Origin of the sequence: Streptomyces sp. NPDC007808, assembly GCF_042868655.1 — a bacterium.
Classification (GTDB): Bacteria; Actinomycetota; Actinomycetes; order Streptomycetales; family Streptomycetaceae; genus Streptomyces.
The window spans coordinates 665,459-678,119 of sequence record NZ_JBIAEQ010000005.1; the positions used below are offsets into that span (position 1 = coordinate 665,459).

General features: G+C 71.0%; 12 protein-coding genes, 1 tRNA gene and 1 pseudogene. 3 read left to right on the forward strand and 11 right to left on the reverse strand.

The annotated features are described in order from the left end of the window. Positions 1–70: 70 nt before the first annotated feature. On the reverse strand, positions 71–1,741 hold the full coding sequence (gene betA, locus ACFYNL_RS22225; protein WP_388806267.1) for a choline dehydrogenase: 1,671 nt from the start codon (positions 1,739–1,741) through the stop codon (positions 71–73). Positions 1,742–1,943: 202 nt separating this feature from the next. Between betA and ACFYNL_RS22230 the strand changes: the two genes are divergently transcribed. Beyond that, a complete protein-coding gene (locus tag ACFYNL_RS22230; RefSeq protein ID WP_388806269.1) occupies positions 1,944–2,690 on the forward strand; it encodes an IclR family transcriptional regulator in 747 nt (248 codons plus the stop codon). Between the two features lies 1 nt (position 2,691). Here ACFYNL_RS22230 and ACFYNL_RS22235 read toward each other — a convergent pair whose 3' ends face one another. The 5 genes and pseudogenes from ACFYNL_RS22235 to ACFYNL_RS22255 all read right to left on the reverse strand — a co-directional run bounded on the left by ACFYNL_RS22235 (position 2,692) and on the right by ACFYNL_RS22255 (position 7,315). Next, on the reverse strand, positions 2,692–3,822 hold the full coding sequence (locus ACFYNL_RS22235; RefSeq protein WP_388806166.1) for an aromatic ring-hydroxylating dioxygenase subunit alpha: 1,131 nt from the start codon (positions 3,820–3,822) through the stop codon (positions 2,692–2,694). Positions 3,823–3,877: 55 nt separating this feature from the next. After that, complete coding sequence (locus ACFYNL_RS22240) at positions 3,878–5,041, reverse strand: NAD(P)/FAD-dependent oxidoreductase (RefSeq protein WP_388806168.1); 1,164 nt, start codon at positions 5,039–5,041, stop codon at positions 3,878–3,880. After that, a complete protein-coding gene (locus ACFYNL_RS22245) occupies positions 5,038–5,400 on the reverse strand; it encodes a bifunctional 3-phenylpropionate/cinnamic acid dioxygenase ferredoxin subunit (protein WP_388806169.1) in 363 nt (120 codons plus the stop codon). Before ACFYNL_RS22245 ends, ACFYNL_RS22240 begins: the two co-directional genes overlap by 4 nt. A gap of 198 nt (positions 5,401–5,598) precedes the next feature. Beyond that, positions 5,599–6,227, reverse strand: a pseudogene (locus ACFYNL_RS22250) (MBL fold metallo-hydrolase). Further along, positions 6,224–7,315 carry an S-(hydroxymethyl)mycothiol dehydrogenase gene (locus ACFYNL_RS22255; protein WP_388806171.1) on the reverse strand — a complete coding sequence of 364 codons (1,092 nt, stop codon included), beginning with the start codon at positions 7,313–7,315 and terminating at the stop codon, positions 6,224–6,226. Before ACFYNL_RS22255 ends, ACFYNL_RS22250 begins: the two are co-directional and overlap by 4 nt. Positions 7,316–7,536: 221 nt before the next feature. On the opposite strand from ACFYNL_RS22255, the gene ACFYNL_RS22260 reads away from it, so the two are divergent. Together ACFYNL_RS22260 and ACFYNL_RS22265 are read left to right on the forward strand one after the other, a co-directional pair. After that, a complete protein-coding gene (locus tag ACFYNL_RS22260; protein WP_388806172.1) occupies positions 7,537–8,217 on the forward strand; it encodes a class I SAM-dependent DNA methyltransferase in 681 nt (226 codons plus the stop codon). Positions 8,218–8,271: 54 nt separating this feature from the next. Next, positions 8,272–10,125 carry a SpoIIE family protein phosphatase gene (locus ACFYNL_RS22265; RefSeq protein ID WP_388806174.1) on the forward strand — a complete coding sequence of 618 codons (1,854 nt, stop codon included), beginning with the start codon at positions 8,272–8,274 and terminating at the stop codon, positions 10,123–10,125. Between the two features lie 116 nt (positions 10,126–10,241). On the opposite strand, the gene ACFYNL_RS22270 is transcribed toward ACFYNL_RS22265, so the two are convergent. From ACFYNL_RS22270 to ACFYNL_RS22290, 5 genes are all read right to left on the reverse strand, one after another. Continuing rightward, positions 10,242–10,315 (reverse strand) — tRNA-Pro (locus tag ACFYNL_RS22270). Between the two features lie 140 nt (positions 10,316–10,455). Then, positions 10,456–10,815, reverse strand: coding sequence for an MmcQ/YjbR family DNA-binding protein (locus tag ACFYNL_RS22275; protein WP_388806176.1), 360 nt, complete (start codon positions 10,813–10,815; stop codon positions 10,456–10,458). 86 nt (positions 10,816–10,901) lie between these two features. Further along, positions 10,902–11,387, reverse strand: coding sequence for a YfbM family protein (locus tag ACFYNL_RS22280; RefSeq protein ID WP_388806178.1), 486 nt, complete (start codon positions 11,385–11,387; stop codon positions 10,902–10,904). A gap of 147 nt (positions 11,388–11,534) precedes the next feature. Continuing rightward, positions 11,535–12,041 (reverse strand): GNAT family N-acetyltransferase, encoded by a 507-nt coding sequence (locus tag ACFYNL_RS22285; protein ID WP_388806180.1) that lies wholly within the window; start codon positions 12,039–12,041, stop codon positions 11,535–11,537. A gap of 2 nt (positions 12,042–12,043) precedes the next feature. Next, positions 12,044–12,631: a helix-turn-helix domain-containing protein gene (locus tag ACFYNL_RS22290; RefSeq protein ID WP_388806182.1), complete on the reverse strand. Its 588-nt coding sequence runs from the start codon at positions 12,629–12,631 to the stop codon at positions 12,044–12,046. Positions 12,632–12,661: the final 30 nt, after the last annotated feature.

The window sequence follows — 12,661 nt, forward strand, 5'->3', positions numbered from 1 at the left end:
AATGCCGGAGAGCTACGTCAAGGGGCTGGGGATGACGATTTCGCCGTACGGACGCCTGCGCGACCGCACTTCACCGGGCCTGCTTGCGGACGTCGGGGTGGCGGTAGTAGGCGGCCTTCGACGGCGCGAGCGGCTCCTTGCCGAGGATCAGGTCGGCCGCCTTCTCGGCGATCATCATCACCGGTGCGTAGATGTTGCCGTTGGTGACGTACGGCATCACGGACGCGTCCACGACCCTCAGGCCGTCCAGGCCGTGCACGCGCATGCTGCCGGGGTCGACCACGGCCATCTCGTCCGTGCCCATCTTGCAGGTGCAGGACGGATGCAGGGCCGTCTCCCCTTCCTTCGCGACCCAGGCGAGGATCTCCTCGTCCGTCTCCACGGTGGGCCCGGGAGAGATCTCCCCGTCGTTGTAGGGGGCGAGCGCGGGCTGGTTGAGGATCCTGCGGGCCACCCGGATCGCCTCGACCCATTCCCGGCGGTCCTGTTCGGTGGACAGGTAGTTGAAGCGCAGCGCCGGGCGCTCGCGCGGATCCCTGCTCCTGATCTTCACCGAGCCGAGCGCGTCGGAGTACATGGGGCCCACGTGCACCTGGTAGCCGTGTCCGCCGGAGGGCGAGGAACCGTCGTAGCGGACGGCGACCGGCAGGAAGTGGAACATCAGGTTGGGGTAGTCCACTTCCTCGTTGCTGCGGGCGAAACCGCCGGCCTCGAAGTGGTTGGTGGCGGCCGGCCCCGTGCGGAAGAGCCACTGCAGCCCGATGAAGGGGGCGCGCCACTTGGCCATGTACGGCTGCATGGAGACCGGTTGACGGCAGGCGTACTGGACGTAGACCTCCAGGTGGTCCTGCATGTTCTCCCCGACGCCGGGCAGGTCGTGGACCACGTCGACGCCGAGGGCCCGCAGTTCCGCGGCGTTGCCGACGCCGGAGAGCTGCAGCAGCTGCGGGGAGTTGATGGCCCCGCCGCACAGGATGACCTCCTTGGCGCGGACCCGCTGTGCGGCGCCCCTGCCGCGCCGGTACTCGACGCCGACGGCGCGTTTGCCCTCGAAGAGGACGCGGGTGACGAGCGCGCGCGTGGTGACGGTGAGGTTGGGCCGCTTCATCGCGGGCTTGAGGTACGCCTTGGAGGCCGACAGACGGCGTCCGCGGTGCACGTTGCGGTCGAACTTGGCGAAGCCTTCCTGCCGGTAGCCGTTGACGTCGTCGGTGGGCGCGTAACCGGCCTCCTCGGTGGCCTTGAGGAAGGCGGTGAAGAGCGGGTTGGTGGCAGGTCCGCGTTCCAGGACGAGCGGGCCGTCGTGGCCGCGGAACTCGTCGTCCGGGTCGGCCGCGAGACAGTTCTCCATGCGCCGGAAGTACGGCAGGCAGTGCGCGTAGTCCCAGGTCTCCATGCCCGGGTCGGCCGCCCAGCGCTCGTAGTCCATGGGGTTGCCGCGCTGGAAGATCATGCCGTTGATGCTGCTGGAGCCGCCGAGCACCTTGCCGCGGGCGTGATAGATGCGCCGGCCGCCCATGTGGGGTTCGGGCTCGGACTCGTACTTCCAGTCGTAGAACCGGCTGCCGATCGGATAGGTCAGCGCCGCGGGCATGTGGATGAAGACATCCCACGGGTAGTCGGAGCGGCCGGCCTCCAGCACCAGTACCCGGTTCGCCGGGTCGGCGGAGAGCCTGTTCGCCAGTGCGCTGCCGGCCGATCCACCGCCGACGATGACGAAGTCGTAGTGCAAAGGAGCCATCATGCCTCGTCTCGCTCGCGCCACAGATACGCGAGGGATGCTAGCGGCGTAGCGTCATGTGCACCAGGTTGCGAACGACGCAACCTGGCGGGCATTCGTATACGGCCTCGTTACTTGCAGCAGTGTTGTTTACTACGCGTATAGTTTTGCTGTGAGCAACTACAGCCATGACACCGAAACGTCAAACACGCAGGCCGGCGGAGTGCAGTCGGTCGATCGTGCCATCAGCGTCCTCGAGATCCTGGCCCAGCGCGGCGAGGCGGGCGTCAGTGAGGTGGCCGCCGAGATCGACGTTCACAAGTCGACCGCGTTCCGTCTGCTCGGCGCCCTGGAGGCGCGCGGTCTGGTGGAGCAGGCCGGCGAGCGCGGCAAGTACCGCCTCGGCTTCGGCGTCGTCCGCCTGGCCGGCGCGGTCACGGGCCGGATCGACATCACCCAGCAGGGCCGCCCGGTCTGCGAGCGCCTCGCCGAGGAGATCGGCGAGACGGTGAACATCGCGGTCATGCAGGAGCACTACGCGATCAACCTGTACCAGGTGCGCGGTCCCGGCGCCGTCAGCGCGTACAACTGGGTCGGCCAGCTGACCCCGCTGCACGCCACGTCCAGCGGCAAGATCCTGCTGGCTCACCTGCCGGCCAAGCGGCGGGCGGCGCTGCTCGCCGAGACCGGCCTGAAGAAGGTCACGCCGAACACCATCACGGCGAAGACGAAGCTGGAGAAGAACCTCGCCGAGGCCCGCGAGCGCGGCTACGCGTGGACCCTGGAGGAGCTGGAGATCGGCCTGCACGCCATGGCCGCGCCGGTCCGCGACCGGGACGGCGTGGTCATCGCGGCCCTCAGCGCCTCCGGACCCGCCTACCGCCTGACGGAGGAGCGGCTGCACGAGCTCTCCCCGGTGCTGCTCAAGGGCGCGGAGGAGATCAGCCACCGCATGGGCCACCTGGGCTGAGTCAGCGCTGGGGGGTGCCCAGGCGCGCGTTCACCCAGTCGTGGAAGGCGCCGATGTGGTGTTCGCTGGGCACCAGCACACCGCCCTTGGCGTACATGCGCGAGCCCATGGCGGGCTGGGTGCGCTCGCACGCCGCGAAGTCCTGCCGGTTGACCCGGTCGAAGAGCTCCACGGACCGGCTGACGTCCTCGCCGCCCTCCACGACGTGCGGCAGATACAGCCAGTCGCACTCGACCACCGTGCGGTCGACGGCCACCGGGAACATACGGTGGAAGATCACGTGGTCCGGGACGAGGTTGATGAACACCTGCGGCTTGACGGTGATCGCGTAGTAGCGGCGGTCCTGCTCCTCGGCCACCCCGGGGATGCGGTCCAGGCCCTCGGAACCGTCGACGGTGAAGCCCCGGATCTCCGCTCCGAACTCGGCGCCGTGTCCCACGTAGTACTGGGCGGCGTAGCCGTCGGCGAACTCGGGGAGCACCTCGGTCAGTTCGGGGTGGATCGTGGCGCAGTGGTAGCACTCCATGAAGTTCTCGATGATGAGCTTCCAGTTCGCCCGCACGTCGTAGACGATCCGCCTGCCCACCGAGAGGCCCGCGATGTCGTAGCGCTCGATCGACTCCACGTCGCCGAGCCGGCCGATGATCTCACCGACGACCTCCTCCTCGAAGGAGGGCGGGTTCTCCGCGAGGCACACCCAGACATAGCCGAGCCACTCACGGACGGCCACCGGGGCCAGGCCGTACTCGGTGCGGCCGACGTCGGGCATCTTGGTGAGGTTGGGCGCGGCGACCAGCTTGCCGTCGAGGCCGTACGTCCAGGCGTGGTAGGGGCATTGGAACGCGCGCTTGACCTCGCCGGACTCCTCGGTGCACAGCCGGGCTCCGCGGTGCCGGCAGACGTTGAAGTAGGCCCGGATCGAACCGTCGCGCGCACGGGTGACGAGGATGCTCTCGCGGCCCACGTCGACCGTTCGGAAGGCGCCGGGCCTGCCCAGGTCGCCGGCGCGCGCGACGCAGAACCACATGGTCTCGAAGATGCGCTCCTGCTCCAGGGCGAAGACCGCCGGATCGGTGTAGGAGGAGCCGGGGAGGGTGGCGATCAGGCTGTCCGGCAGGCTGGTCGAGGTCACGGTGGACTCCTCGGGAACGTGGCGGGGTGATGCGGGAGATGCCGGAAGTACGTCGTCAGGACGTCTCGGCGGCCAGCTGCTTGCGTCGGCGCGTGAACAGCCGGGGCTGGTTCATGCCGAGGACGGCCACCGGCCGGCCCGCTCGGCGGTAGACGGCGAGGACGTTCCGGTCGTCGGGGGTGCCTTCCTCGACCGTCACGCTGTCGGCGCCGGCCGCGTGCCCCGCGAACTGGATCTTCACTCCGTACTGGTCGGACCAGAAGTACGGCGGCCGGGGCAATCCGGGCTGTGCCGCGCCCCCCGCCAGCAGCGCGGCGACGGCGGCGTCCGGCCGCTCGCGGGCGCCGGTCCAGTGCTCGACGCGGCGGTGGGCTCCCGCGCGGGGGTCGTACCAGTTGGCGCAGTCGCCGACCGCCACCACTTCGGCGACGCCGGTCCGGCCGTCGGCGCCGCACTTGACGCCGTTGTCGAGCTCCACGCCGGATCCGGCCAGCCACTCGACGCACGGACGGGCACCGACGCCGACGACGACGATGTCGGCCGGGAGGGTGCGGCCGTCGTCGAGCAGGACGGCGTCCACGCGCCGCTCACCGCTCAGCCCTTTGACGCCGACGCCGCACAACAGTCGTACGCCGTGGTCCAGATGGAGTCCGCAGACCACGGCGCCCATGGCCTCGCCGAGGGGTCCGGCGAGCGGCGTCGGGGCCGCTTCGACGATCGTCACGTCGAGCCCGAGGGCACGGGCGGTGGAGGCGACCTCGGCCCCGACGAAGCCGCCGCCGATCACCACCAGCCGTCCGCCGCGGGTCAGTTCGTCGCGCAGGGCGCGGGCGTCGTCGAGGGTGCGCAGGGTGTGCACGCCGGCCAGGCCCTCGGTGCCCGGCAGCGTGCGGGCCGCGGCGCCGGTGGCGATGACGACGCCGTCGGCGCGGACCGTCCTGCCGTCGGCGAGCCGGACGGCGCGTTCGCCGCGGTCGAGGCCGGTGGCGCGGACACCGAGCAGCCACTCGGCTCCCAGGTCCTCGCCGTCCGACTCCAGCGCGAGGTCCCCTTCACCGAGGGTGCCGGCCAGGAACTCCTTGGACAACGGGGGCCTGTCGTACGGGCGGTGGAGTTCGTCACCGATGACGACCAGCCGCCCGTCGTAGCCCTGCCCTCGCAGCGAGCGTGCCGCCGACAGGCCGGCCAGTGAGGCGCCGACCACGGCGACCGTCCTCACGCGGGACCACCGGCGAGCCGGGCGGCGACGCAGGGCGGCAGGTTGGGGGCGTCGGTCGACACCTGGACGTACACCGTGCCGTCCTCGACGAAGACCTCGTGGGTCCGGACCGGAAGCCTGGCCGGCGGGGCGTCGACGGCGCCGGTCCGCAGGTCGAACTTCGAGGCGTGCAGCGGGCATTCCACCTCACAGCCCTCCAGCCAGCCGTCGGCGAGCGAGGCGTCCTGGTGGGTGCAGGTGTCGTCGATGGCGAAGAGCTCGCCGTCGTCGGTGTGGAACACCGAGACCGGCGGGTCGATGTCGAGCCGGAGGGCCTCGCCTCGCGGGAGATCCGTGAGACGGCACGCGGGAATCATCATGACACCTCGGTGCGTATAGCGAAACGGATTGCGGTAAGCGCAACGCCAGTCTGGGGGCGGCTCCGAAGCGTTGTCAAGGCGTGCAAAAGGCCCCGTTCCGGCCGCCCGTCCGCGCGTTCGCGCGGCAGCCCGAAACGCCCGAACCACCTGCGGAAACAGGCGGAACGGGCGCCGCACGGGAAGCCGTTCGGGGGCGGGTCAGTGACCGCGGTCGAGCCACTCCTGGAGGGGGCCTCGGCCGCGATCGTGGTGGTCCCGCCGTGGCCGGTGTGGACGACCGTGTCGCCGGGCAGCGTGAGCAGCCGCTCCCGGATCGAGTCGATGATGGTCGGGAAGTGGCTGTACGACCTGCCGGTCGCCCCCGGGCCGCCCGCGAAGAGGGTGTCACCGCTGAAGAGCGCCGCCAGGGCCGGTACGTGGAGGCAGACGGCGCCGGGTGCGTGCCCCGGGGTGTGCAGCACGGTCAGCTCGACGCCCGCCACGGTGAGCACCCGCCCGTCGGTCAGTTCGCCGTCCGGCATCCGATGGGGGTGGGTCTGCTTCCACAGCGGCAGATCGTCCGGATGCAGGAGGACGGGGGCCCCGGTGCGTGCGGCGAGCTCCGGCGCGGCAGCGATGTGGTCGTCGTGGGCGTGCGTGCACACGATGGCCCGCAGGGTGCGGCCGCCGAGAGCTTCGGCGACGGCCTGCGCGTCGTGCGCCGGGTCGACGACGATCGCCTCGTGGTCGTCGCCGACGATCCACACGTTGTTGTCGACCTCCCACGTGCCGCCGTCCAGCGAGAACGTCCCCGAGGTGACGAGGTGTTCGATGCGGGCGCCGGTCACGGGAGAACCACCACCGAGCGCAGGACATCGCCGCCGTGCATCCGCTCGAAGGCCTTCTCGACCTCGTCCAGGGCGATGGTCTCCGAGACGAAGGCGTCCAGATCCAGCCGGCCCTGGAGGTACAGGTCGATGAGCATCGGGAAGTCACGGGAGGGCAGACAGTCGCCGTACCAGGACGACTTCAGCGCGCCGCCGCGCCCGAAGACGTCCAGCAACGGCAGTTGGAGCTTCATCTCGGGGGTGGGCACCCCGACCAGGACGACCGTACCGGCGAGGTCGCGGGCGTAGAAGGCCTGTTCGTACGTCTCCGGGCGGCCGACCGCCTCGATGACGACGTCGGCACCGAAGCCGCCGGTCAGTTCGCGGATCGCCTCGACCGGGTCGGTCCGAGCGGAGTTGACGGTGTGGGTCGCGCCGAGTTTGCCGGCCATGGCCAGTTTCCGGTCGTCGATGTCTACGGCGATGATCTTCGCCGCCCCGGCCAGACGCGACCCGGCGACGGCGGCGTCCCCGACGCCCCCGCAGCCGATGACGGCCACGGTGTCACCGCGTCCCACGTTCCCGGTGTTGAGGGCGGCGCCGATGCCCGCCATCACGCCGCAGCCCAGCAGCCCGGCGGCGGCCGCCGACGCGGCCCGGTCGACCTTGGTGCACTGACCGGCCGCCACCAGCGTCTTCTCCGCGAACGCCCCGATACCCAGCGCCGGGGACAGCTCCTGGCCGGTCGAGGCGAGGGTCATCTTCTGCCGGGCGTTGTGCGTGGCGAAGCAGTACCAGGGCCGCCCCCGCAGACAGGCGCGGCACTGGCCGCACACCGCCCGCCAGTTCAGGATGACGAAGTCACCGGGCGCCACGTCGGTGACGCCCTCGCCCACCGACTCCACGACGCCCGCGGCCTCGTGCCCCAACAGGAACGGGAAGTCGTCGCTGATCCCGCCCTCCCGGTAGTGCAGATCGGTGTGGCAGACCCCGCAGGCCTCGATCCGCACCAGCGCCTCACCCGGTCCGGGATCGGGCACGACGATCGTTTCCAGGCTGACGGGGGCACCCTTGCCCTGCGCGACGACAGCACGGACCTGGTGAGCCATGGCCACTCCTCGGCTGCTGCGGGAACGATGGGACTGATGTTGCTCATTACGGCACGCATCTCATGTGCCGCAACACAGCATCCTGGAGGGCCGACCGGGGGTCAAGAAGTCGGCACCCTTCGCTCCCCGACCGCGCCGCCACGCGTTCGACCCCTCGTCCACGCGGCCGCCGAGTCCGGACAACTGTGAAAAAATGCCCCTGAGGTTTCGGAGGAGATCCCGTGAGCAGTCCTGGCGACACACCCGGCTACCAGAACGTGCGATTCGACCGCACCGGCCAGGCCGAGGCCTTCGACGCCATCGGAGACCGCTATGACGAGGCCTTCCCGCACAAGGAGGGACAGGTGGCCTCCGCCGCGTGGCTCGTCAGGTCCCTGCCGGCCGGGTCGCGGGTGCTGGACCTGGGGTGCGGCACCGGGCTGCCGACCGCGCTCCAGCTGACGCAGGCGGGTCTGGAAGTCGTCGGTGTCGATCTGTCGAGCGCGATGATCGCGCTCGCCCGTGAGAACGTGCCCGCCGGGGAGTTCCACCAGGCGGACATCGCGGACCTCGGTCCCTCGGGCCCCCGCCACCTGGGCCGCTTCGACGCGGTGGCGGCCTTCTTCTCGCTGCTCATGCTGCCGCGCGCCGAGATCCCTCTGGCCCTGCGGACCATCCACGACCTGCTGGTCCCGCGCGGTCTGTTCGCGCTGTCGATGGTGGAGGCGGACGTCGACGACTTCGCGATCCCGTTCATCGGGAGCATCATCCGCGTCTCCGGCTACCTGAGGGACGAACTGCGCGAGGTCGTCGAGGGGGCCGGCTTCGAGATCGTCGAGGAGTCGTCGCACACGTACGCCCCGGCGACCGTCGACGTCCCGCCCGAGGTGCAGGTCTTCCTGCGCTGCAGGCGGCACACCTGAGGACTCCCGGCCCGCCCGCCCCCAGGACGGGCCCGCACCGCCGGAAGGACACGCGTGAGGAAGCGGCACATCGGAGCCGAGCAGGGCGCCGGCGGGCACACGTCCCCGGCCCACGGGTCCACCGCTGCCTCGCGCCGTGCCGCGGCGAGGCGCCCACCGGCCGCACAGGCCCGCGCCGGTCGCCCACGGGACGACGGCCCGGACGCCGCCGTGTCACGGATCGACCGGCTCCGCTACCTCGACGCCGCGACCCGTCGGATCGCCCGGGGCATGGACCTCGACGAGACGTTGAACGAGCTGTGCGGTGCCGCCGTCCCCGCGTTCGCCGACACCGCGTTCGTCCACCTGTACGCCCCGCTCCCGACCGGCGACGAGACCGCCACCGCGCCCGGCGTCCTGCGGCTGCACGCCATGGACCACGCACCGCTGCCCCGGACGGCAGCCCCCGGCTCCGGGCCGGCCGCGCCGGGCGCCGGCCCGGTCCAGGCGGCGGAGGTGGTACGCCCGACCGCCGCCGGCCCGCTCACCGAGCTCCTGGAGAAGGGACGCCCGGTCTTCGCGGACACGCCGGGCAGCACCGCAGCGGCGGCCGAGTTGCTGAGGTCGCCGCACGCCCTTCGGGCGCTGACCGGTCGGCGGCTGATCATCGCTCCCCTGCACGGCCGCAACCACGTCATGGGAAGTGTCGTCCTCGTCCGCGGACCCGACCGGCACGCTTTCACCCGGGACGACCTGCTCGTCGCCTCCCAACTGGCCACGCACACCGCGCTCGGCATCGACAAGTCGGTCGCGTTCGCGCGTGAGGCGTCCGTCGCGGACGCGCTGCAACGCACGATGCTCCCACCGTCGCTGCCCGAGCCGGTCGGCGTCGTCCTGGCCAGCCGCTACCTGCCCTCCTCACGGACCGCGCAGGTCGGCGGCGACTGGTACGACGTCATCCCGTTGCCCGGCAACCGCGTCGCCCTGGTGATCGGTGACGTGATGGGCCACTCCATGACCTCGGCAGCGATCATGGGCCAGCTGCGCACCATCGTGCAGACCCTCGCCGGCCTCGACCTGCCCCCGGACGAGATCCTGCACCACCTCGACGAGCAGGCCGAACGGCTGGGCAGCGAGCACACGGCGACCTGCCTGTACGCCATGTACGACCCGGTCCTGCACCGCCTGCTGATCTCCAACGCCGGCCATCTGCCACCGGTGCTCCTGCACGCCGACGGTCGCACGGAGGTCGTCGAGGTACCGCCCGGAGCGCCGATCGGCGTCGGTGGCGGCGACTTCGAGTCCACGGAGATGCACGCGCCCACCGGGGCGACCCTGCTGCTGTACACCGACGGCCTGGTCGAGTCCCGCGCCTCGGACGTGCTGACCGGCGTGGAGCACTTGCGCACCCGACTGCGGGAGGCCGCCTCGTCGTCCACGGTCGCGGGGCTGGAGGACCTGTGCGACCAGGCGCTCGGCACGCTGGGCCTCGGCGACCGGGAGGACGACGTGGCGCTGCTCGCCGCCCGCTTCGAGGGCATCCTGCCGGAGACCGTGGCGTACTGGTACATGGCCCCGCGTCCGCAGACCGCGCGCCAGGCCCGCCGACTGACCCGCAGGACCCTGCACGACTGGGGCCTGGACTCCCTGGTGGAGTCCACCGAGCTGCTGGTCAGCGAGGTGGTGGCGAACGCCGTGCGCTTCGCCTCCCGGCCGATCACCCTGCGGCTGCTGTGCACGGACGTCCTGCGCTGCGAGGTGGAGGACGACTCGGCGATCATCCCGAGGATGCGGCACGCCCGACTGAGCGACGAGGGCGGCCGGGGCCTGTTCCTGGTCGACCAGCTGGCACGGCGCTGGGGGGCGACTCGGGTGAGCAGCGGCAAGGTGGTGTGGTTCGAGCAGCCACTGCCCGACGACCGGGCGTAAGGGCGGGGCGTGGGGGCGTACGAGATCGTGTTCCGTCGACGGCCGTTGCGCCGCACCATGACCGAAAGGCCGTACCGGATAACTCCGATACGGCCTCTGACCTGCTGTTTCGCAAGTCGGGACGACAGGATTTGAACCTGCGACCCCTTGACCCCCAGTCAAGTGCGCTACCAAGCTGCGCCACGTCCCGATGCCGTCTGACCTGGGGTTTCCCCCGGCCGAACGCGCATGGAAACAATACCGCACTCGGGTCGGTGGTCGCGCACCCCTTTATCCGCTGGTGGCGCCTCGTCTATCCGCTGGTGGCGCCTCGTCCCGACGGGGCGGCCGTCACTCCCCGGTCGGCACGCCCAACTCGGGGTGGGCGTCGAGCAGCCGCGACGGCGCCGCCTGGCGCCAGGAGTCGGCGAGGATGTCGCGCAGTTCGCCCTCGTCCTCCAGCGCGGCGAGCCGGGCGCGCACCCAGGCGAACTGCGCCTCGTGGTCGGCGATCCAGAACTTGTCCGGCTCGGCCAGGACCAGTTCGTCGCGCTCCACCTTCGGGCAGCGCACCGCGAGGGACGTCTCGTCCTCGGGCAGGGTGGCGAACATCTTGCCCGCGACCCGGAACGTGGGCATGCTCCAAGCGATCTTCTCCGTCGTGTCCGGCAGAGAAAGGGCGATACGGCGTACGTCTTCGGCATCCGGCATGGGAGGCACGTTAGCCGCCGGCACTGACAATGACCTGGTGAAACAACCGGCCCACCCGCGAGGAGGTGCCCTGGGTCGGACGCGGCCTAGAAGCTGAAGTTCATGAAGGCCCCGAGATTGCGCTCGGCCGCCGCGGCGAAGAATTCGACCAGTTCCTCGTAGGCGTCCTCGAGTAGTTCCAGCCGGCCTTCGGGGTCGAACCTCCACATGTTGGGGTAGACCTCCTCGGCCGTCATCCGCTCCGGGTCGTAGTGGACCGCCAACCGCTCCCACGGGGTCGCCCGCAGGTGCCGCGCCACGCCCTGCACCTGTTCCGCGGTCCACCCGAACAGGGTCCCGTCGTCCAGGATCTGGAACCCGTCCATCAGGAACTCAAGGTGCACCCCTGCCTCGTCGAACAGGAACTGCAGGCCACCGAACGCCCTGTCCGGCCCACCGCGAGGTCGATCGGGCATCGGGACGTCGTCACCGCTGTACAGCTCCCATGTGAATTCATCGGCCCAACTCGGGTCCTGTTCCGCCCTCTCCAGCTCCTGCGTCGTCGCGCTGATGAAAGAGATGCTCACGCCCATGCCAGGCGTTCCCCCTCGGTGTACGGCTCGTTCGACCTCTTGGTCGATCAATGACGGCGAGTGTTCCACGGGGCACTGACAAGCGGGCGCTGACGAACGGCACGACGAACGGCACCGGCACACGGGCACCGACGAACGGGCGACCGGTCACAGGTGCTTGTAGTAGATCGTCGTCGGCCGCAGCACGCCGTACGGGCTCGCCGCGTAGTCGGGGATCACCCCGGCCCGGGTCCAACCGGCCGAGCCGTACAGGTGCTCGGCAGGGCTGTCGGTCTCGGTGTCCAGGTGGAGAAGGGTGACTCCGGCGCAGATCGCCGCGTCTTCCGCGGTGGTGAGGAGGCTGCGGCCGAGGCCTCGCCCCCGCGCGTCCCGGTGCACCATCAGCTTGACCAGCTCGGCCCGGTGGCCGCTGTTGGGCTTGTCCGGGAAGGCCAGGCCGACTGTGCCGACGATCCGCCCGCCGTCGTGCGCCGCCCAGACGGCCAGGCGCCCGTCGGCGACGGCTGCCGCCCGCTCCTGCCACCAGGCCGTCGCCGTGGTGCGGTCCAGCGGTGCCAGGAAACCGACGGAGGCGCCGCCCATCACCGCGTCCACCAGCAGCTCCGCCAATCCCCCTGCCGCGTCGAGCAGTTGGGCCTCGTTCAGTGCCGTCACCCTCACGGCAGCACCACCGCCAGCAGGTACCGCACCGCCTCCGGCCCGGCGCAACGGAACCGCGTCGGCCCCCACACCCGCATGCGCAGGCAGTCCCCGGCGCAAAGACGGTGCTCGGTCTCGTCGACCGTCACGTCGAGCTCTCCTTCCCGTACCCAGATGTGCTGCTCCAGCCCCGGCACCGGCGGCCGGTCGTACGCGATGTCGGCGCCCGCGGTGAGCCGCCCCTCGACGAGCTCGCCGCGCAGCCCGTGATGCGGCGGCGACACGGACCGCCGTACGAACCCGGCGGAACGGTCCTCCCACACCGGCTGCTCGGCCGCTCGGACCAGCAGCGCCGACTGCGACTCGACCTCGCTGAGCAGCTGGGACATGGTCCGGCCGTAGACATGGCACAGCCGGTTCAGCAGCGCGGCGGTGGGACTGGTCTCGGCCCGCTCGGCGCGGGACAGGGTCGAGCGGCTGACGCCACTGCGCTCGGCCAAGTCCCCCAGCGACCAGCCGCGTTCGGCCCGCAGCTCGGCGAGCCGGGCACCGAGACGGAGGTCCACCGTGTCCTCGGGGTCGCCACCGTCTGCCGTCGATTTCATATCCGGGAGGATATCCCGGATATGAAACGC